Genomic DNA, 17,257 nt, shown 5'->3' with positions numbered 1-17,257 from the left:
TCATCCTCGGGTCGCACCGAAGGTGGTACCGCCGACCGACGCGCTTCCGGCGGCCCGGGACCTAGTGTTGTCTGGTGCGACGGCTGAGTCTTTGGATGCGTGCCCACCCCATGGCGGGCGACACGGTGCTCGCCGTCCTGCTCGGCCTGGTCGACATGCTGCTGTTCGTCGCCGACGGGTTCGCCGAGGTGCCGGAGCTGCCGCCCTGGTACGTGGCGGTGCCGATCAACCTCGCGATGGTGACGCCGCTGGTGTTCCGGCGGAAGTCACCGCTGTGGTCAGCGTATTCGGTGCTGGTGGTCAGCATCGTGCACGCGACGCTGCTGCTCGGCATCGGCAGTGTCGCCGGGCTGGCGATGAGCATCTACTCGGTGGTCGTCTACGCCGGCCGGCGCCAGGGCCTGCTGTTCGTGGGCGCGGTGCTGGTCGCGTCCGCCGTGCAGCTCGCGCTCGAAGAGCCGCAGGGGCTGGTCGTGCAGGTGCTGTTCCTCGCGTTCGGCATCGCCCTGTGCTGGACGCTCGGCGAGTTCGTCGGCGCCCGGCGCGCCTACGACGTGGAAGTGGAGGCCAGGTTGCATCTGCTCGAGACCGAACGGGACCAGGCCACCCGGATCGCGGTGGCGGAGGAGCGCGGCCGGATCGCGCGGGAGCTGCACGACGTCGTCGCGCACGCGGTGAGCGTCATGGTGGTGCAGGCCGACGGCGCGTCGTACGCGATCCAGAGCAACCCCGAGCTCGCCCAGCGGGCCCTGCAAACGATTTCCGAGACCGGCCGCGGCGCGCTCGGTGAGCTGCGCCGCCTGCTCGACGTGCTCCGCAGCGACGACGCGGACGGCGAACCCCGCGTGCCGCAGCCGGACGCGCACGCCCTCGCCGACCTGGCCGAGCGGATGCGCACGGCCGGCGTGCCGGTGGCGCTGGAGACCGATGAGCTCGGCGACCTGCCGGCCGGCGTCTCGCTCGGCGTCTACCGGATCGTGCAGGAGTCGCTGACCAACACGCTCAAGCACGCCGGGCGCGGCGCGACCGCGTCCGTGCGGGTGCACCGGACCGGCGACCTGATCGAGGTGCTGGTGTCCGACGACGGCGCGGGCCGCGTCCCGCAGCTGGCCGCGACGGCACAGGGCGGCCGGCTGCCGGGCGGCAACGGGCTGATCGGGATGCGCGAACGCGCCCACGTCTACGGCGGCACGCTCGAGGTCGGCCCGGCTCCGGGTGGTGGGTGGCAGGTCCGCGCGGCACTGCCGGTTAGGTTGACCCCGTGATCCGTGTGGTGGTCGTCGACGACCAGGAACTGATGCGCGTCGGGTTCCGGATGGTGCTGGGCGCGCAGGCCGACATCGATGTCGTCGGCGAGGCCGGCGACGGCGCCCAGGCCATCCGGATGGCCGAGGAGCTGCGGCCCGACGTGGTGCTGATGGACGTCCGGATGCCGGTGCTCGACGGGGTCGAGGCGACCAAGCGGATCGTCGCCGCCGGCACCGCGCGCGTGCTCGTGATGACGACGTTCGACCTCGACGAGTACGTCTACGCGGCGCTGCAGGGCGGCGCGAGCGGGTTCCTGCTCAAGGACACCCAGCCCGACCACCTGGTGTCGGCGCTGCGCGCGGTCGCCTCGGGGGACGCCGTCGTCTCGCCGTCGGTGACCAAGCGGCTGCTCGACCGTTTTGTCGGCGCCGGCGGCTCGCCGATGCGGGACACCGCCGAGCTCGACGTGCTCACCGACCGCGAGCGCGAGGTGCTCGTGCTGATCGCGAAGGGCATGTCGAACCTGGAGATCGCGGAGGCGCTGTTCCTCTCGGAGGCGACGGTGAAGACGCACGTCGGGCGGATCCTGGCGAAGCTGGAGCTGCGAGACCGGGTGCAGGCCGTGGTGCTGGCCTACGAAACCGGCCTCGCCCGCCCCGGCCTCGCTTGACTCAAGCGGAGCTTTCACGTGAAAGCTCCGCTCGGACCGCCGCGACCATCGCCTTCGGTGCGCCGTACAGCTCGGCTTTCGTGACGATCACGAAGCGCCAGCCCAACGCGCGAATCGCCGCTCGACGCGCCTCATCGCGCCGCGGCTGCTCGCCATCCCGGTGCCAGTCGCCGTCGTACTCCACTGCGAGTTTCTGCTCGGGAAAGGCGAGGTCCAGCCGGCCCACGAACGCGCCTTGTTCGTCGAAGACCTGAACCTGGAGGTCGGGGGCGAGGCCGGCGACGGTCAGCCAGACCCGCAACTCGGACTCGGGAATGCTCTCCGAACGGGGATCGGCGAGCTGAAAGGCTTTTCTCGCGCGGACGATCCCGTTCTCCCGGCGGCCTTTCAGGTAGGCAGCCATCGTCGCCGCGTCGATCTCACCGGCCCGGAGCAACGCGTCGAGATAGCCGACGACCCTCGCCAGCGATCGGTGCAGCTTCGTGTCGACAAGGATGTCGAAGACGAGGCGTATCGACGACGCCAACCGGATCTCCCGCCAGGGCTCGCTGTCGATCCGTCCCCGGCTGGTCCGACGGATGTGCACGCCGTCCTGCACTGCGAACAGCGCACTTTCCGGCAGGACGAACTCGACCGGATCATGCGCTCCGGCCAGTTCCACGCCGCGGACGGTCGAGGCTGAGCAGCCGGTGAGAACCGCACACGGCGGTGCCAAGAGCGCAGCTGCTCGGCAGCGCAGCACGTGCGTGATCGGGGTCGCCGAAGCCACGTAGACGTTGCGGAAGAGCTTCGTGAAAAGCGGGGATCGGAGGGCCTGTTCGGTCACCGCGCCCGCCGCCACGGCATGGCTACCCAGGAAGGGCTCGGTGAACTCGAACTCAGCGGAGGTGCACAACACAACCCGAGCGTGCCGCACGCTCTACCGCAATCCGTCGCTTCAAGATCAACTTTTCCGGTTTACCCACACTCCGCCCCAGTTGTGGATAACCTCCGCTTTCACGTGAAAGCTCCCACCTGGGCCCCGAGCTTTCACGTGAAAGCTCGGGATCAGCGGAAGTCGTCCGGTGGGGTGGTTGCCGGGTCCTTGCCCGCGTGGCGGACTTCGGTTAGCCAGCGGCCGAAGTCCGGGCGGTCGCCGTCGATGTCCGTGTAGCCGTACTCCTTCATCAGCGTCCAGGAGGCCAGTGTCCGGCCGGCGAAGCGGGAGACGGCGGGGTCTTGCGCCAGCGCCGCGACGCCGCGGGCCAGCAGGTACGGCGTCTCGGAGATCTTGAAGTCGACCGGCGCGATCTTGCCCACCGCGTCGCGCCAGTTGTCCTCGGTGACCTCGAACGCGTTCAGCATCGACTCCGACCGGAGGAAGCCCGGGGTCACGGCGAGGCCGACGCAGTCGTTCTTCTTCAGCTCCACGCCCAGCGCCCGGCCGAGCGCGCGGATGCCGCACTTGGCCAGGTAGTACGGCAGGCCCGCGCCGACGTAGTCGTCGTTGTCGCCGTCGGTCACCTCCAGCACCAGCCCGCGCCGCGCGACCACCAGCGGCAGGAGCTTGTGCAACGCGATGAGGTGGGTGTCGAGCGCGTTGTGCGTCAGGTTCAGCGCGTCTTCGAGCGGCGTCTCCCAGAACGGCGCGTCGAAGTGGAAGTACATGTCGCCGCCCCAGACGTCGTCGACCAGGATGTCGATTCCGTCCACTTCGGACTCGATACGGGCCTTCAGTGCGTCCACATCGGACTGCGACGAGAAGTCGCAGCGGACGACGACGGCCTTGCCGCCCGCCGCTTCGACCAGCTCGCCCGTCTCTTCGATCGTTTCCGGGCGCTTCATCGGCGACACCGTTTCGCGCGTCGTCCGGCCGGTGACGTACACCGTCGCGCCCGCGCGGCCGAGCTCCACCGCGATCGCCCGGCCGCAGCCCCGGGTCGCGCCCGTCACCACGGCGACTTTGCCTTCCAGACTCATGAATCCTCCCGTCCCCGCCACGCGGACAGCACCGCGTCGACGTCCTCCGCCAGCCGGTCCGCCAACCGCCCGTGCGGCCGGATGGACCAGTCGATCGACACTCCGTTGATCACCCCGAGCACCGCGCGCGCGGCCCGGGGCACGCTCGGCGCGTGCGGCAACGCGGAAGCCGCCGCCCGCACCAGCCGTCGCAGCTCTTCTTCGACGGCGGTGAAGTGCTCGCCGAGCAGCGCCCGCAGCACCGGGTCGCCGATGTCCACGCCGAGCTGGCCCAGGTGGTTCGCCGCCTCTTCGGCGTCCCCGAGCACCGCGTAGACCGCCACCGCCGCGTCGCGCAGGCCGACGACCGGGTCGTCCGCCCGCTCGGCGCACTCCCGCATCAGCTCGACCGCCCGCCGCGTGGCCCGCCGGCTCATCTCCTGCAGCAGCCCGCTCTTCGAGCCGAACCGCTGCCCGACCGTGCCGACGGAGACACCCGCCTCGGCGGCCACCTGCGCCAGCGTGAAACCGGGGCCGCAGCGGCCGATCACGGTCTCCGCCGCAGCCAGCAGCCGCTCGTCGGTGATGCTCTTCGGCCGGGCCACCTCATTATTGAACCACAGTTCATTAATGACCGCGAATCAGGGTCGCCTCAGGGTCATCACGGATCGCGCATCGGCCGAAGAGCCAGCAAGGTACTACTCAGGTAGGGGGACCGGTTCGGCCTACAGGGTGACGCGCGAACGGCCGCCGACCCGCGACGATGTACTCGTCGTAAGCGAGGGGCGAAGAGGAGCAGCCATGATCGAGGCAACCGGCCTCACCAAAAGGTACGGAAAGACGCTGGCGGTGAACAACCTGTCGTTCTCCGTGGCCGCGGGCAAGGTCACCGGCTTCCTCGGCCCCAACGGGGCGGGCAAGTCCACCACCATGCGCATGGTCCTGGGCCTGGACAACCCGACCGGCGGGCAGGTCACCGTCGGGGGCAAGAAGTACCACGACCTCAAGGAGCCGCTGCGCACCGTCGGCGCGCTGCTCGACGCGAAGTGGGTGCACCCCAACCGCTCGGCGCGCGCCCACCTGCAGTGGATGGCGAAGTCCAACCGCATCCCGAACGCCCGCGTCGACGAGGTGCTCGACACCGTCGGCCTGACGAGCGTCGCCGGCAAGCGGGCAGGCGGGTTCTCCCTCGGCATGTCGCAGCGGCTCGGCATCGCGGCCGCCCTGCTGGGCGACCCCGAGGTGCTGCTGTTCGACGAGCCGGTGAACGGCCTCGACCCCGAGGGCATCCTCTGGATCCGGAAGTTCATGCACCGCCTGGCCGACGAAGGCCGCACTGTGTTCGTGTCGAGCCACCTGCTTTCGGAGATGGCGCTGACCGCCAGCGACCTCGTGGTGATCGGCCGCGGGCAGCTGATCTCGCAGTCGTCCACGCAGGACTTCGTCTCGCGTGCGGCGGAGAACACCGTGAAGGTCCGCTCGCCGCAGCTGGCCGAGCTGCGGGACTTCCTGCAGCGGGCGAGCGCCGGGGTCGCCGACGACGGCGGCGCGCTCGTGGTGTCCGGAATGGACAGCGACAAGATCGGCGAGATCGCCGCGGCCAACCGGATCGTGCTGCACGAGCTGAGCCCGCAGACCGGCTCTCTGGAGCAGGCCTTCATGCAGATCACCGGCGACTCCGTCGAGTACCACACCGGGCTCGACGCCGAGGCGCAGCACGTGCTCGAGTCCGCCAAGTAAACGGGGAAACCAAGATCATGAACCTGCTCGCGGTCGAACGCATCAAGCTGTTCAGCACCCGCTCGCCGTGGTGGTGCGCGCTCATCACCCTGGCCCTGACCATCGGCTTCGCGGCCATCATCTCCGGCGCGTCCGACACGCCGGTCACGGTGTCCGCCCTCCAGTTCGGCGGCACCCAGTTCGGCATCGCCGTCGTGATGGTGCTCGCCGCGCTCGCGGTGACCACCGAATACCGCTTCAACACCATCCGCACCACGTTCCAGGCCGTGCCGCACCGCTCGCCGGCGCTGGTCGCCAAGGCGGTCGTCGTCGCGCTGGTCGCGCTGGTCATCGGCGAGCTCGCCGCGTTCGGCGCGCTCGGTCTCGGCATGCTGATGCGGCCGGACGACAACCTCGGCCTGCACAGCGCGCAGGACTGGATGAACGTCGCGGGCCTCGGCCCGGTGTTCGCCGTCAGCGCCGTGCTCGCCGTCGCACTCGGGATCCTGGTCCGGCACAGCGCCGGCGCCATCGCACTGCTGCTCATCTACTACTTGGCCGTGGAAGAGCTCGTGCAGCTGATCCCGAAGATCGGCTCCCACATCCACGAGTGGCTGCCGTTCAACGTCGCGAACAAGTTCCTGCGCGGCTCGGCGATCGTCGACGGCCCGGCGCCGTCGGACTCGCCGCTGAGCCCCGGCTGGGCGCTGGCGTACTTCGCCGGCATCGCGATCGTGTTCCTGCTCGTCGCGCTCGGGGTCGCGAAGAAGCGGGACGCGTAAAGGGGGAACAAGGGGAAGGGAACGGGAATCCGGGCCGCGCTGTCGGGGGGCGGCCCGGATTCCCGTTTCGCAGTAGGCTCCCCGGGGACACCGACGGGGGAGCACATGATCGAAGCGACGGCACTGACCAAGCGGTACGGCGCCACCACCGCGGTGAACGACCTCACCTTCACCGCGCGCTCAGGGCGGGTCACTGGGTTCCTCGGCCCGAACGGCGCCGGCAAGTCCACGACCATGCGGCTGGTCCTCGGCCTCGACTCGCCCGACGCGGGCCGGGTGCTGGTCGACGGCGTCGCCTACCGGCAGCTGAAAGATCCACTCAGGACGGTCGGCGCGATGCTGGACGCCACCTGGCGCCACCCCGGCCGCAGCGGGCGTGAGCACCTGCGCTGGCTGGCCGCGACCAACGGCATCCCGGACAAGCGCGTCGACGAGGTGCTCGCGCTCGTCGGGCTGGCGAGCGTCGCGAAGACCCGCGTCCTGCAGTACTCCCTCGGCATGCAGCAGCGGCTGGGCATCGCCGCCGCGATGCTGGGCGACCCGCGGGTGCTGCTGTTCGACGAGCCGGTGAACGGGCTCGACCCCGAGGGCATGGCCTGGATCCGGCAGCTGCTGCACGCGCTGGCCGCCGAAGGCCGGACGGTGTTCGTCTCCAGCCACCTGCTGCCCGAGATGGCGCAGACCGCGCAGGACCTGGTGGTGATCGGCCGGGGCCGGCTGATCTACCAGGGCACGATGGAGGAGTTCGTCGACCGCACGAGTGAGCACGGGGTGCGCGTCCGGACCCCGCACGCCGACGAGCTGCGGGCCGCCCTCACCGGGCAGGCCTCCTTCACCGAGGCGGACGGCGCCTTCGTGGTGTCCGGCCTCGACAGCGACCGGATCGGGCAGCTCGCCTTCGACGCCGGCGCGACCCTGCACGAGCTGAGCCCGATCGCCGGCTCGCTCGAGCAGGCCTACCTCGATCTCACCCGTGAAGCCGTCGAGTTCCCGGCGGCGGCTCCCTCGGAGGTCGCGAAATGAGCATGACCACGAACCTCCTGCGCGCCGAGCGCATCAAGCTCTTCAGCACCCGCGCGCCGTGGTGGTGCCTGGCCATCGCGCTCGTCGCGCCGCTCGGCTTCACGGCGTTGTTCTTCGCGCTGGCCGGGCCCGAGATCCCGGCGACCGTCGGCAACACCCAGCTCGCCAGCGGCAACGGCCGGACCGTGCTGCTGGTCTTCGCCGTGCTCGCGACGGCGTCGGAGTTCAACTGGGGCACGATGCGGCTGACGTTCCAGGCCGTGCCGAGCCGGGTGCCGGCGCTGGTGGCGAAGGCCGTGGTGATCAGCGCGGTCGCCGCCGTGCTCGGGCTGGTCGTCGGCTTCGGCTCGTGGGGCCTGGCGACGCTCGTGCAGCCGGACGCCGACCTGGCGCTGCGCTCGGGCGCGGACTGGCGCTCGGTCGTCGGGCAGGGCCTGGTCTTCCTGGTGACCGCCGTGGCCGGGGTCGGGGTCGCCCTGCTGGTGCGCAGTGTCGCCTTCGGGCTGACGGCCGTCCTCGTCTGGACCCAGGTGCTCGAAGGGGTGATCGTGTTCATCCCGGGCGCCGGCAAGCACATCTTCCAGTGGATGCCGTTCCACGCGGCCGACGAGTTCGTCGGGGCGAGCGGGTTCACCGGCGGCGCGTTCCAGCTGCCGCCGGCGCCGCTCGGGCCGTGGGGCTACCTCGGTTACTTCGCGGCGATCAGCGTTGCACTCTTCGTGGCCGGAGTGCTCGTCACGGCCCGGCGCGACGCCTGAGCGTGACCGCCGTCGCAGTACCGCAAAAAATCACGTTAAGAGAAGATGAAGAGGCTGTGGCTTCTCTCACAGGCACCGGACATAATGCTATGACCAGGCAATATTCGTAAGAGAGCGAACCGGAACCGTCTAGCTCCCCTGGAGGTGATCCTTGACGGTGGACACCGGTCAAGAACTGGGCAGCACCATTCCCCGAGCCCGCGTCGAAGACGCCGCACCCCGGCTCGAACCGATGTTGGACCTCGAATGGTCGCGGGCGATCGAGCTCCCGCAGGCCGCCATGATCGCGGGCTCGCCCGCCGAGCTCCGCCGGGCGTGGGTGCACCGCGCGCCCGAAGACAGCGTCCTGGCCCTGTTCCGCGCCTCGGCGGGGATGGCGGGACCGATCCCCGCGCCGTGGTGGCTGCGCGCCATCGCGGACGGCAAGCTCGATTCCCGCGAACAGGGTTTCCGCGTCGAAGACCGCATCGCACAACTGCTCGGCCGGCGGCCGGGCTGGGAATTCGTGCCGTGGGCCGCGGACGGGGAATCCGGCTACTGGGAGTTCATGCCGTCCGAGCGCGGGAAATCGGGACACGCGATTCCCACCACGGTGATGAACACCGACCGGCACCCGGGCTGGATCGACGTCCTGCCCGCGCACAGCGGGCCGACGCCGGACCCGATCCCGATCGCCGGGCTGGCGGGGCTGCGGTCTCGTCTCGGGGAGCTCGAAGCCGTTCGTTAACCTCGGTGAGTGGAAAACGAGGACCAGACCCGGCTGCGCAGCGTCGTCAGTTATGTGAAACGCGGCGGCCGGATGACCGTCGGGCAGCAACGCGCGTGGGATGAGCTGTGGCCGGAACTGGGCCGCACCGTCGGCGAGCTGCCCGGCGGGAAGCTGGACTTCACCGCGTGGTTCGGCCGCGAGGCGCCGGTGCTGGTCGAGATCGGCTCCGGCATGGGCGAGACGACGTCGCAGCTCGCCGCCGCCGCGCCGGAGCTGAACTACGTCGCCGTCGAGGTCTACGACCCGGGCCTCGGTCAGCTGATGCTGCGCGCCGAAAAACTGGGCGTCGAGAACCTGCGGCTGCTGCACGGTGACGCCGTCATCCTGCTGACCGAGCACGTCGAGCCCGGGTCGCTGCACGGCGTCCGGCTGTTCTTCCCGGACCCGTGGCCGAAGAAGAAGCACCACAAGCGGCGGATCGTTTCGCCGTCGTTCGCCGCACTCGTGGCGTCGCGGCTCGCGCCCGGCGGGACGTTCCACATGGCGACCGACTGGGAGAACTACGCCGAGCAGATGCTCGAGGTCTGCTCCGCGGAACCCGCGCTGAAGAACCGGTACGACGGCTGGGCGCCGCGGCCGGAGTGGCGGCCGGTGACCAAGTTCGAGCAGCGCGCGGACGTCGAAGGCCGCGTCTCGCACGACCTGATCTTCGAGAAACGCTGAAGGGGACCTCTCCCCGGATCCCCGCGGAGAAAGGTCCCCTTCAGCTCACTACCCCCGGTGCTCGCCCCTCCCCCGACAGAGGGGCGAACGTCCTATTCGTCGGCCAGCGGCTCGGCCTGGACCCGCTTGAGGGCGGGTGTGCAGACCGACGCGCCGAGCAGGGCCACCCCGACCCCGAGCACCACCGGCGCCAGGAGCCACGGGCTGAGCACGATGCCCCGCTCGTCGACCATGCTGTAGAGCCCAACACCGACGAGCACCCCGACGATTCCCGCGCCGATCGTCGCGACCAGCGCGGGCAGCGCGGCCTCCATCCGCAGCGCCCGCGAGAGCACCCGCACCGGCGTGCCCGCCGCCATCAGCGCCCCGAACGTCCGGCGGCGGTCCATCACCGAGCCCGCGGTCGCGACCGCGGCGCTGCAGCCGGCCAGGACCCCGGCCGCGATCAGCCCGATCACCGTCACCCGGCGCAGGTCGCCAAGCTCGGTCTGCTGGTTGAACAGGTACTGGTCGCGGCTGCCGACCTCCTCGCCGGCGGCCGGGCCGGCCAGCGCCGTCCGGACGATCTCGCGGTTCGCTTCGGTCGTCGGCGCGACCACGGTGACGAACTTGGGCACCAGGCCGTCCGGCATCGCGGCCGGGTCGATGATCGACGTGCTCGAGAGGTCGGAGTCCGGCAGGGGGATGGCTTCCGCCCGCGTTCCCGACTTGACCGCGACCGCCGGCCCTTCCCAGTCGCCGGCGATCTTGAACTGCGCCAGGTCGAGCGCCGAGTCACCGAAAACGGCCGGGCCGCCGGTGCAGTTCTCCGCGCCGAGCCCGAACCGGGTCAGCTTGACCGCGTCCGCGCAGCTCATCACCAGCGCGCGGTGGCCGGTGCGCTGCGAGCCCTCACCCTGGACCAGGTAGACCTCGCCGACCGCGACCGCCTTGTCGGGCTGGCCGTACTTCTGCAGCGACGCATTGGCCTGGTCGACGATCTTGCTCGCGTGCTGGCCGTCGGTGTCGACGTAGAGCACGGAGTCCTGGAAGGACCGGCCGCCGCCGGCCATCGACTCGAACGTCGGCAGCAGCGTCAGCGCCATCGACCCGGCGAACACCGCGAGCACGATCCCGGCGGACGCCCGGTAGGCGCCCTTCGGGTCGTCACGCAGGCGACGGCCGGCGAGTAGCGAGGACGGGCGGCGCCAGATCCGGACGAACGTGCCGCCGACCGCCGAGGTCACCCACGGCCCGACAATCGCGGCCGACCCGACCAGCAGGAACAGCCCGGCCATGACCATCGTGATGCCGCCGGTGTCCTTCGCCGTCGTCACCGCGACGAGGAAGAACAGCCCGGCCGCGGGCAGCGCTAGCAGGCGCCACCAGCGCAACGGCTTCTTCGTGTGGCCGCCGGTCGCGAACAGCGGGTTCTTCAGCACCCGCCGCAGGCCGAGGACGCCGGCCAGCACCACGAGCACCGGGATCGCCAGGACGATGAACACCGTCAGGCCCACCGGGAGCGCGAAGTCGGCCGCGAGCCAGGTGCCGCCGGCCCACGGCACGAACGACGCGAGGCCGTGCAGCGCGGGGCTCAGCAGCAACCCGAGCAGGGCGCCGATGCCCGCCGACAACGTCGTCTCGGCGGCCACCATGTTCGTGACCTGCCCCGGGGTCGCGCCGGCCAGCCGGATCGCGGCGAGCCGCCGTTCACGACGGGCCGCGGTCAGCCGGGCCGACGACGCGACCAGCACCAGGCTCGGCACCAGCAGCACGATGATCCCGACCCAGGACAGCAGCATGAGCAGGCCGTCCGGGCGGGCCTCGCCCTTCGGGAAGCCCGCGACCTGCGACGACGACTCCGGCATCTGGTCCGGCGTGTGCCCGGTCAGCGCGACGAGCTGCTCGGGGAACCGCAGGCCGTCGTCGCCGAGCGCGCCGACGGGCTTGCCGAACCGGTCGCCGAGCTGGTCGGCGGAGTGGCCCTGCAGCAGGCGGCCGAGCGCGGGCGACACGACGGTCTCACCCGGGCCGGGCAGCTGCGGCACGCCGGCCGGCAGCTCGAGCCCCGCCGCGGTGGCGCCGGGCGCCAGCGCGACGTCGACGCGGATGATCTGCTGCCCGTCGAAGTAGTCCTTCGAGGCGGAGTACAGCAGTTTCGCCGGGCCGTCGGAGTTGCGGCTGTAGAACTGGTCGCCCTGCCAGAGGGCACGCTGTTCGCGGTTCTGGGTGGCGAACGGCAGTGTCGCCAGCAGCAGCACCAGCCCGGTCGCGACGGCCACCCCGACCGCGGTGAGGATCGCCGACGTCCGGGTCCGGCGGTCGACCCTCAGCACCCGCAGGGCGATCTGGAGCGAGTTCATGCCGCGAGCCTCGTGGCGATCAGGCCGTCCCGGATGGCGACGGTCTTCGGCATCGACTCGGCGAGCTCGCGGTCGTGGGTCACGACGAGCACCGCGGCGCCGGTCTCGTGGGCCGCGCCGAGCAGGGCGTCCATCGTGTCGCGGCCGGTGCGCGTGTCGAGCGCGCCGGTCGGCTCGTCGGCGAAGATCACCTTCGGCCGGTGGGTCAGCGCCCGCGCGATCGCGACGCGCTGGGCCTCCCCGCCGGACAGCTCACCGGGACGGCGGCGCTCCTTGCCGGCCAGGCCGAGGCGCGAGAGCCAGACGCGGCCGGCGTCGATGGCCTCCTTGCGGCCGAGCCCGGCCAGCAGCGACGGCAGCGCGACGTTCTCTTCGGCCGTCAGCTCCGCGACGAGCATCCCCGACTGGAAGACGAAGCCGAACTCGGTGCGGCGCAGCTCGCTGCGGTTCTTCTCACCGAGGTGGTCGACCCGCTGACCGGCCAGGAAGATCTGGCCGTCGTCGGCGCGCAGGATGCCGGCCAGCACGTGCAGCAGCGACGTCTTGCCCGAGCCGGACGGCCCGACGATGGCGACGGCGTCGCCCGGCTGGATGTCGATGTCGATGCCGGCCAGCGCGTACTGCGCGCCGTAGCGCTTCACGAGGCCGCGGCCGGACAGCACCGGCCCGTTCGTCCACTGTGGAGTGTTCGGGTCCACGAGGTTCTCCCCTGTCGGTCGGGATCTTGTGGAGCTGAGCTTCGCCGACGGCGGGGGGTGTCCACTTCGGGCAGACGGCCAGTGCCGCGGGGCGCCGCATCGGCCGATCGGCCGAGGGAGCGCGAGCCACTCGGCCAAGGTGCGAACCGCGGCGGATCCTCTAACGTCACGTTGTGACCGCCGCGCCCCCGCCGAACTCGCTCTACACACGCGCCGCCAACCTGGTGCGGCGCATCGGCGTGCCCTCGGCCGTCCTGTACGCCGCGCTGCTGTTCGACCTCGTGTACACAACGCAGGCCGCACTCGACGACAGCGGCCCGCGCCTGGTCGACTTCGGGCTGCTGCCCGGCATCTTCGCGATGGCGGCGTGCGGGCTGTGGGCCCAGAAGCGGGCCGCGGTCGCCGGCGCGGCCGGCTCGGCCGTGCTCGTGTTCTCCACCCTGGCCATCCACGCGTTCGACATCCCCGCGTACTCGAGCGTGCTGCCGAAGGTGACCATCACCGAGGTCGTCGCCGGGGTGCTGATGGTCTACCACGTGTCCCGCCGGGCCCGGGCCGGCGTGGCGTTCTGCGTGGTCAGCGCCCTGGTCGTCGGGTGTCTCGTCGCGGTGTTCGGCCGCTACAACGCGGTCAGCGGCATCGGCTCGAGCTCGGTGGTCCAGGCGATGCTGTTCGGGCTCCTGCTCGTCGTCGGCGCGGTGCTGCCGGCCGTGCTGAACCGGGACCACGGCCCGAAGGCCGACCCGCGGGCGCGCAAGCTCCACCGGGTCAACCAGCTGGCGCTGGGGCAGTGGCCGCTGATCGGCCTGCTCGGCTTCGCGCTCATCTTCGAGTTCGGCTACACCTACTCCAACACCGCCCGCGGCTTCCCGATCCTGTTCTGCTCGCTCGCCGCGGCCGTCGTCGCGGTGCTGTCGCCCCGGCGGCCGGCGGACGCGGTCCTCGGCCTCGCCGGGATCCTGCTGTTGTCGGCGGTCATCACCCCGTTCCTGGAGCTGCGCAGCTCCTACCCGATGCCGGGCGGGATGCCGTTCGTGCAGGTCATCGCCGGGATGGGCGTGGTGGTCAACCTGACCCGCGCCCGCGGGCTGAGCCACTCGTGGCCCCGGGTCGCCGTGCTGTCCGGGGTGGTCGCGCTCGCGGCGATCGTCAACTCGAACCAGCCCATCCGCCGGCTGCAGACCGATCCCCAGACCCTCGCGGTCCTGGCCTTCGCCGCGGCGCTGCTGCTCGGCATCTCGATCGCCGTCGGCCTGATGCTGCGGTCGCGGGACTCCGAGCGGACCACCGTCGTCCAGTCCGCCGTGAGCGAGGCGCAGACCGCCGAGCGGATGGCGCTCGCCCGCGAGCTGCACGACGTCGTCGCCCACCACGTCACCGGGATCGTCGTGCAGGCGCAGGCGGCACGGCTGATGGCCGCGAAGAACCCGCAGGTCGCGGTCGAGGCGATGGGCCGGATCGAGAACGCGGGGGTCGAGGCCCTCGCGGCGATGCGGCGGCTGGTCCGGTCGATGCGCGGCGACGCGCCGGCGGGGTCGACCGGGATCAGCGAGCAGGCGACCACCGACCTCGGCGCCGACCTGCGGAAGCTGGTCGAAGGCGCCAACCACGGCGTGCCGACGTCGATGCACCTCGACCTGCCGCCGGACCTGCCGCACGAGGTCGGCCGCTCGGCGCTGCGGCTGGTGCAGGAGTCGCTGACGAACGTCGGCAAGCACGCCGCCGACGCGACGGACGCCGTGGTCCTCGCCGAAGTGAGCGGCGAAGAGCTGCACCTGCGGGTGACGGACAACGGACGCGAGACGGCACGCCGTCCGGCCGGCGGGTCGGGCGGTTACGGTCTGGTCGGCATGCGCGAACGCGTCGCGCTGCTCAAGGGCCGGCTCTCGGCCGGGCGCGGCCCGGACGGCGGCTGGCGCGTCGAAGCCTGGCTGCCGCTGGCCGCCACGGAAGAAGCGGAAGGGAACGAGTGATCCGGGTACTGATCGCCGACGACCAGGAGATGGTGCGGATGGGGTTCCGCATGATCCTGGAGTCCCACGACGACATCGAGGTGGTCGCCGACGTCGCGGACGGCGTCTCGGCGGTCTCGAAGGCCCGTGAGCTGCGCCCGGACGTCTGCCTGCTCGACATCCGCATGCCCGGCCTCGACGGCCTGGAGGTCACCCGGCAGCTGGCCGGGCCGGACGTCGCCGACCCGCTGAAGGTCGTTGTCGTCACCACCTTCGACCTCGACGAATACGTGCACACGGCGTTGCGCAACGGCGCGTCCGGCTTCCTGCTGAAGGACGCCGGCCCGGCGCTGCTGATCGAGGCGGTGCGCGCGGCCGACCGCGGTGACGCGCTGGTGTCGCCGCAGATCACCGTCCGGCTGCTCAAGCACTTCGACGGCAGCTCGGTGAAGTCGCGGGCGAAGCCGCCGTCCGAGCCGCTGACCGCGCGGGAGATGGACGTCGTGAAGGCGGTCGCGCGCGGGCTGACGAACACCGAGATCGGCGCCGAGCTGTTCATGTCGCTGTCCACGGTGAAGACCCACCTGGCCTCGGTGCAGGGCAAGATCAGCGCGCGGAACCGGGTGGAGACCGCGGCGTGGGCGTGGCGGAGTGGAGTCGTCTCGTAATCGAGGGTGCGTAGTATCCAGAGATGCCACACCGTTTCCACGCCCCTGTTGTTCTCCCCGCCGACCCGTCCTGTTCGCTCCTTCGTGACGCAGTCGTCGATGTGGACGCCGACGGGCGCATCTCCTACTGCGGACCGGCGGCCACCGCCCCCGAGTCCGCCGCACCGGTCACCACCCTGACCGGCATCCTGCTCCCCGGTCTGGTCAACACGCACGCGCACAGCCCGATGACGCTGCTGCGCGGCATGGGCGGCGACCTGCCGCTGTTGCCCTGGCTCAACGAGATCATCTGGCCCGCCGAAGCGAAGCTGCGGCCGGAAGACGTCCGCACCGGCATGCTGCTGGGCTCGGTCGAGATGCTGCGCCACGGCGTCACGACCAGCGCCGAGATGTACTTCGAAGGCGAGCAGCTGGTCGACGCGGTGCTCACGACGGGCGGCCGTGTGCTGGTCGCGCCGCCGGTGATGCAGCTGCCCGGCCTCGACTGGCAGGCCCAGCTGACCGCGATCGAGCGCTGGATCGACACCGACGGCCTGCGCTTCGGCCACGGCGACCGCGTCGAGCTCGGCTACGGCCCGCACTCGGCGTACATGCTCTCCGAAGAGGGCCTGCGCGCGACGGCGGAGTCGGCGGCGGTGCGGGGCGCGCTGGTGCAGATCCACGTCGCCGAGGCGGCGCTCGAAGACACCGTCGTCCGCGAGGCGCACGGCTCGGTGCCGGCGCTGCTGCAGAAGCTCGGCATGCTGGACGGCCGGGTGCTCGCCGCGCACGCGATCCACCTGTCGGACGCGGACATCGCGTTGTTCGCGGCCCACGGCGTCGGCATGGCGCACTGCCCGGGTTCGAACGCGAAGCTGGCTTCGGGCATCGCGCGGATCGCGGACCTCCGCGCGGCGGGTGTCGCGGTCGGCCTCGGCACCGACGGCCCGGCGTCCAACGACGACATCGACCTCTGGGAAGAGCTGCAGCTCTCGGCGATGTTCGCCCGCCTGGCCACGGGCGACTCGACGATCCTGAAGGCGGCCGACGCGTTCCTGCTGGCGACGCGTGGCGGGGCGGCGGCGCTGGGCCGCGACGACATCGGCGCGCTGGAGCCCGGCCGCTGGGCCGACCTCGTCCACATTGACCTCGACGACCCGGCGTTCGCGTGCGGCCTCGACGTCCCGGACGTCCAGCTGCTGTCGAACCTCGTCTGGGCGGCGGGCTCGCGCCGGGTCCGGGACGTGTGGGTCGCGGGTGAGCAGGTGGTCGCCCACGGCGAGTCGACGAAGGTGGACCGCGCGAAGGTCCAGGCCGCCGTGGCCGAGACCGCCGCGCGGCTGCGTTAGTTCGGCCTGAGAATCAGCTCGGTCAGGTGGGCGTCCGGGGTGGCGGACACCGCTGTCACCACCGCGGTCGCCACCGAGTCCGCCCTGAGCAGGTGCGTGGTGTCGTACTCGCGGCCCTCGCCCTTGAAGATCTCCTGCTGCATCTCGGTGTCCGTCCGGCCGGGGTAGACAGAGGTCACGCGGATCTCGGGCTCCTCTTCCCGCAGCGCGTCGGCAAAGGCCCGGACGGCGAACTTGCTGGCGGCATAGGGCGACCAGCCCGGCCGCGCGGTGCGGCCGGCGCCGGAGTTGATCACGACGACGTGCCCGCGCGCGGCCCGGAGGGCGGGCAGCAGCAGCCGGGTCAGCTCGACGACGGCCAGGGTGTTGACCTCGAAGTTGTCCCGCCAGGCCGCGGCGTCCAGGTCCGCGATCCGGCCGAGCTTCGCGACGCCGGCGGAGTGGACCAGGACGTCGAGCGTGGTGATGTCCGCGGTCGCTTGGGCGAGGGAAGCCGGATCGGTGAGGTCGACGGGCCACGGCTTCGCGCCCGGAAGCTCCTTCGCGAGGGCGGCGAGGGCATCCGCGTCCCGGCCGCCGAGGAGGAGCCGGTGGGTCGGGGCCAGCTGGTGCGCGACCGCCGCGCCGATGCCGCGGGAAGCGCCGGTGACGAGGGCAAGGGGGAGATCCGTCATGCCCTCCACCGTAGTGGCGCGGCTC

At 71.5% G+C, this 17,257-nt stretch carries 17 protein-coding genes; 11 read left to right on the top strand and 6 right to left on the bottom strand.

The annotated features are described in order from the left end of the window. The first annotated feature begins 95 nt into the window (after positions 1–95). Together ACZ63E_RS01355 and ACZ63E_RS01350 are read left to right on the top strand one after the other, a co-directional pair. Entirely contained in the window at positions 96–1,265 is a 1,170-nt protein-coding gene (locus ACZ63E_RS01355) for a sensor histidine kinase (protein ID WP_465333404.1), read from the top strand. Next, entirely contained in the window at positions 1,262–1,918 is a 657-nt protein-coding gene (locus tag ACZ63E_RS01350; RefSeq protein WP_465306694.1) for a response regulator, read from the top strand. The genes ACZ63E_RS01355 and ACZ63E_RS01350 overlap by 4 nt, the downstream gene beginning before the upstream one ends. Position 1,919: 1 nt before the next feature. On the opposite strand, the gene ACZ63E_RS01345 is transcribed toward ACZ63E_RS01350, so the two are convergent. From ACZ63E_RS01345 to ACZ63E_RS01335, 3 genes are all read right to left on the bottom strand, one after another. After that, on the bottom strand, positions 1,920–2,816 hold the full coding sequence (locus tag ACZ63E_RS01345) for an endonuclease domain-containing protein (protein ID WP_465333402.1): 897 nt from the start codon (positions 2,814–2,816) through the stop codon (positions 1,920–1,922). 149 nt (positions 2,817–2,965) lie between these two features. Beyond that, the gene (locus tag ACZ63E_RS01340) at positions 2,966–3,877 is read right to left on the bottom strand and encodes an SDR family NAD(P)-dependent oxidoreductase (protein ID WP_465333400.1); all 912 of its coding nucleotides are present in this window, start codon (positions 3,875–3,877) and stop codon (positions 2,966–2,968) included. Continuing rightward, positions 3,874–4,461, bottom strand: coding sequence for a TetR/AcrR family transcriptional regulator (locus ACZ63E_RS01335; protein ID WP_465333398.1), 588 nt, complete (start codon positions 4,459–4,461; stop codon positions 3,874–3,876). Before ACZ63E_RS01335 ends, ACZ63E_RS01340 begins: the two co-directional genes overlap by 4 nt. Before the next feature lie 196 nt (positions 4,462–4,657). On the opposite strand from ACZ63E_RS01335, the gene ACZ63E_RS01330 reads away from it, so the two are divergent. From ACZ63E_RS01330 to trmB, 6 genes are all read left to right on the top strand, one after another. Then, positions 4,658–5,596, top strand: coding sequence for an ABC transporter ATP-binding protein (locus tag ACZ63E_RS01330; RefSeq protein WP_465333396.1), 939 nt, complete (start codon positions 4,658–4,660; stop codon positions 5,594–5,596). Positions 5,597–5,613: 17 nt separating this feature from the next. Next, positions 5,614–6,357, top strand: a complete 744-nt coding sequence (locus ACZ63E_RS01325) for a hypothetical protein (protein WP_465333394.1) — start codon at positions 5,614–5,616, stop codon at positions 6,355–6,357. 105 nt (positions 6,358–6,462) lie between these two features. Next, positions 6,463–7,380 carry an ATP-binding cassette domain-containing protein gene (locus tag ACZ63E_RS01320; protein ID WP_465333393.1) on the top strand — a complete coding sequence of 306 codons (918 nt, stop codon included), beginning with the start codon at positions 6,463–6,465 and terminating at the stop codon, positions 7,378–7,380. Positions 7,381–7,382: 2 nt separating this feature from the next. Beyond that, the gene (locus ACZ63E_RS01315) at positions 7,383–8,138 is read left to right on the top strand and encodes a hypothetical protein (protein WP_465334334.1); all 756 of its coding nucleotides are present in this window, start codon (positions 7,383–7,385) and stop codon (positions 8,136–8,138) included. Positions 8,139–8,313: 175 nt separating this feature from the next. Further along, positions 8,314–8,865, top strand: coding sequence for a hypothetical protein (locus ACZ63E_RS01310; RefSeq protein ID WP_465334332.1), 552 nt, complete (start codon positions 8,314–8,316; stop codon positions 8,863–8,865). A gap of 9 nt (positions 8,866–8,874) precedes the next feature. Further along, positions 8,875–9,570 (top strand): tRNA (guanosine(46)-N7)-methyltransferase TrmB, encoded by a 696-nt coding sequence (trmB, locus tag ACZ63E_RS01305; RefSeq protein ID WP_465333391.1) that lies wholly within the window; start codon positions 8,875–8,877, stop codon positions 9,568–9,570. Positions 9,571–9,662: 92 nt separating this feature from the next. On the opposite strand, the gene ACZ63E_RS01300 is transcribed toward trmB, so the two are convergent. Beyond that, positions 9,663–11,912, bottom strand: coding sequence for an FtsX-like permease family protein (locus ACZ63E_RS01300; RefSeq protein WP_465333389.1), 2,250 nt, complete (start codon positions 11,910–11,912; stop codon positions 9,663–9,665). Beyond that, entirely contained in the window at positions 11,909–12,610 is a 702-nt protein-coding gene (locus ACZ63E_RS01295; protein ID WP_465333388.1) for an ABC transporter ATP-binding protein, read from the bottom strand. Before ACZ63E_RS01295 ends, ACZ63E_RS01300 begins: the two co-directional genes overlap by 4 nt. A gap of 173 nt (positions 12,611–12,783) precedes the next feature. Between ACZ63E_RS01295 and ACZ63E_RS01290 the strand changes: the two genes are divergently transcribed. From ACZ63E_RS01290 to ACZ63E_RS01280, 3 genes are read left to right on the top strand one after another with little or no spacing between them, the layout of a single operon-like run. Beyond that, positions 12,784–14,583: a sensor histidine kinase gene (locus ACZ63E_RS01290; protein WP_465333386.1), complete on the top strand. Its 1,800-nt coding sequence runs from the start codon at positions 12,784–12,786 to the stop codon at positions 14,581–14,583. Beyond that, positions 14,580–15,230: a response regulator gene (locus ACZ63E_RS01285; RefSeq protein ID WP_465333384.1), complete on the top strand. Its 651-nt coding sequence runs from the start codon at positions 14,580–14,582 to the stop codon at positions 15,228–15,230. The genes ACZ63E_RS01290 and ACZ63E_RS01285 overlap by 4 nt, the downstream gene beginning before the upstream one ends. A gap of 23 nt (positions 15,231–15,253) precedes the next feature. Next, positions 15,254–16,558, top strand: coding sequence for an amidohydrolase family protein (locus ACZ63E_RS01280; protein WP_465333383.1), 1,305 nt, complete (start codon positions 15,254–15,256; stop codon positions 16,556–16,558). On the opposite strand, the gene ACZ63E_RS01275 is transcribed toward ACZ63E_RS01280, so the two are convergent. After that, complete coding sequence (locus tag ACZ63E_RS01275) at positions 16,555–17,232, bottom strand: SDR family oxidoreductase (RefSeq protein ID WP_465333382.1); 678 nt, start codon at positions 17,230–17,232, stop codon at positions 16,555–16,557. The two genes, ACZ63E_RS01280 and ACZ63E_RS01275, sit on opposite strands and share 4 nt — an antisense overlap. Positions 17,233–17,257: the final 25 nt, after the last annotated feature.

The sequence above is a fragment of the Amycolatopsis sp. NPDC104819 genome (genome assembly GCF_055583145.1).
Note: the sequence above shows the minus strand (reverse complement) of the source record. Positions and strands in the feature narration are given on the sequence as shown.

Coding starts and splice junctions, on each gene's coding strand:
- ACZ63E_RS01355 (WP_465333404.1), top strand. CDS start 96: ATGCGTGCCCACCCCATGGCGGGCGACACGGTGCTCGCCGTCCTGCTC.
- ACZ63E_RS01340 (WP_465333400.1), bottom strand. CDS start 3,877: ATGAGTCTGGAAGGCAAAGTCGCCGTGGTGACGGGCGCGACCCGGGGC.
- ACZ63E_RS01330 (WP_465333396.1), top strand. CDS start 4,658: ATGATCGAGGCAACCGGCCTCACCAAAAGGTACGGAAAGACGCTGGCG.
- ACZ63E_RS01325 (WP_465333394.1), top strand. CDS start 5,614: ATGAACCTGCTCGCGGTCGAACGCATCAAGCTGTTCAGCACCCGCTCG.
- ACZ63E_RS01320 (WP_465333393.1), top strand. CDS start 6,463: ATGATCGAAGCGACGGCACTGACCAAGCGGTACGGCGCCACCACCGCG.
- ACZ63E_RS01315 (WP_465334334.1), top strand. CDS start 7,383: ATGACCACGAACCTCCTGCGCGCCGAGCGCATCAAGCTCTTCAGCACC.
- ACZ63E_RS01300 (WP_465333389.1), bottom strand. CDS start 11,912: ATGAACTCGCTCCAGATCGCCCTGCGGGTGCTGAGGGTCGACCGCCGG.
- ACZ63E_RS01280 (WP_465333383.1), top strand. CDS start 15,254: ATGCCACACCGTTTCCACGCCCCTGTTGTTCTCCCCGCCGACCCGTCC.
- ACZ63E_RS01275 (WP_465333382.1), bottom strand. CDS start 17,232: ATGACGGATCTCCCCCTTGCCCTCGTCACCGGCGCTTCCCGCGGCATC.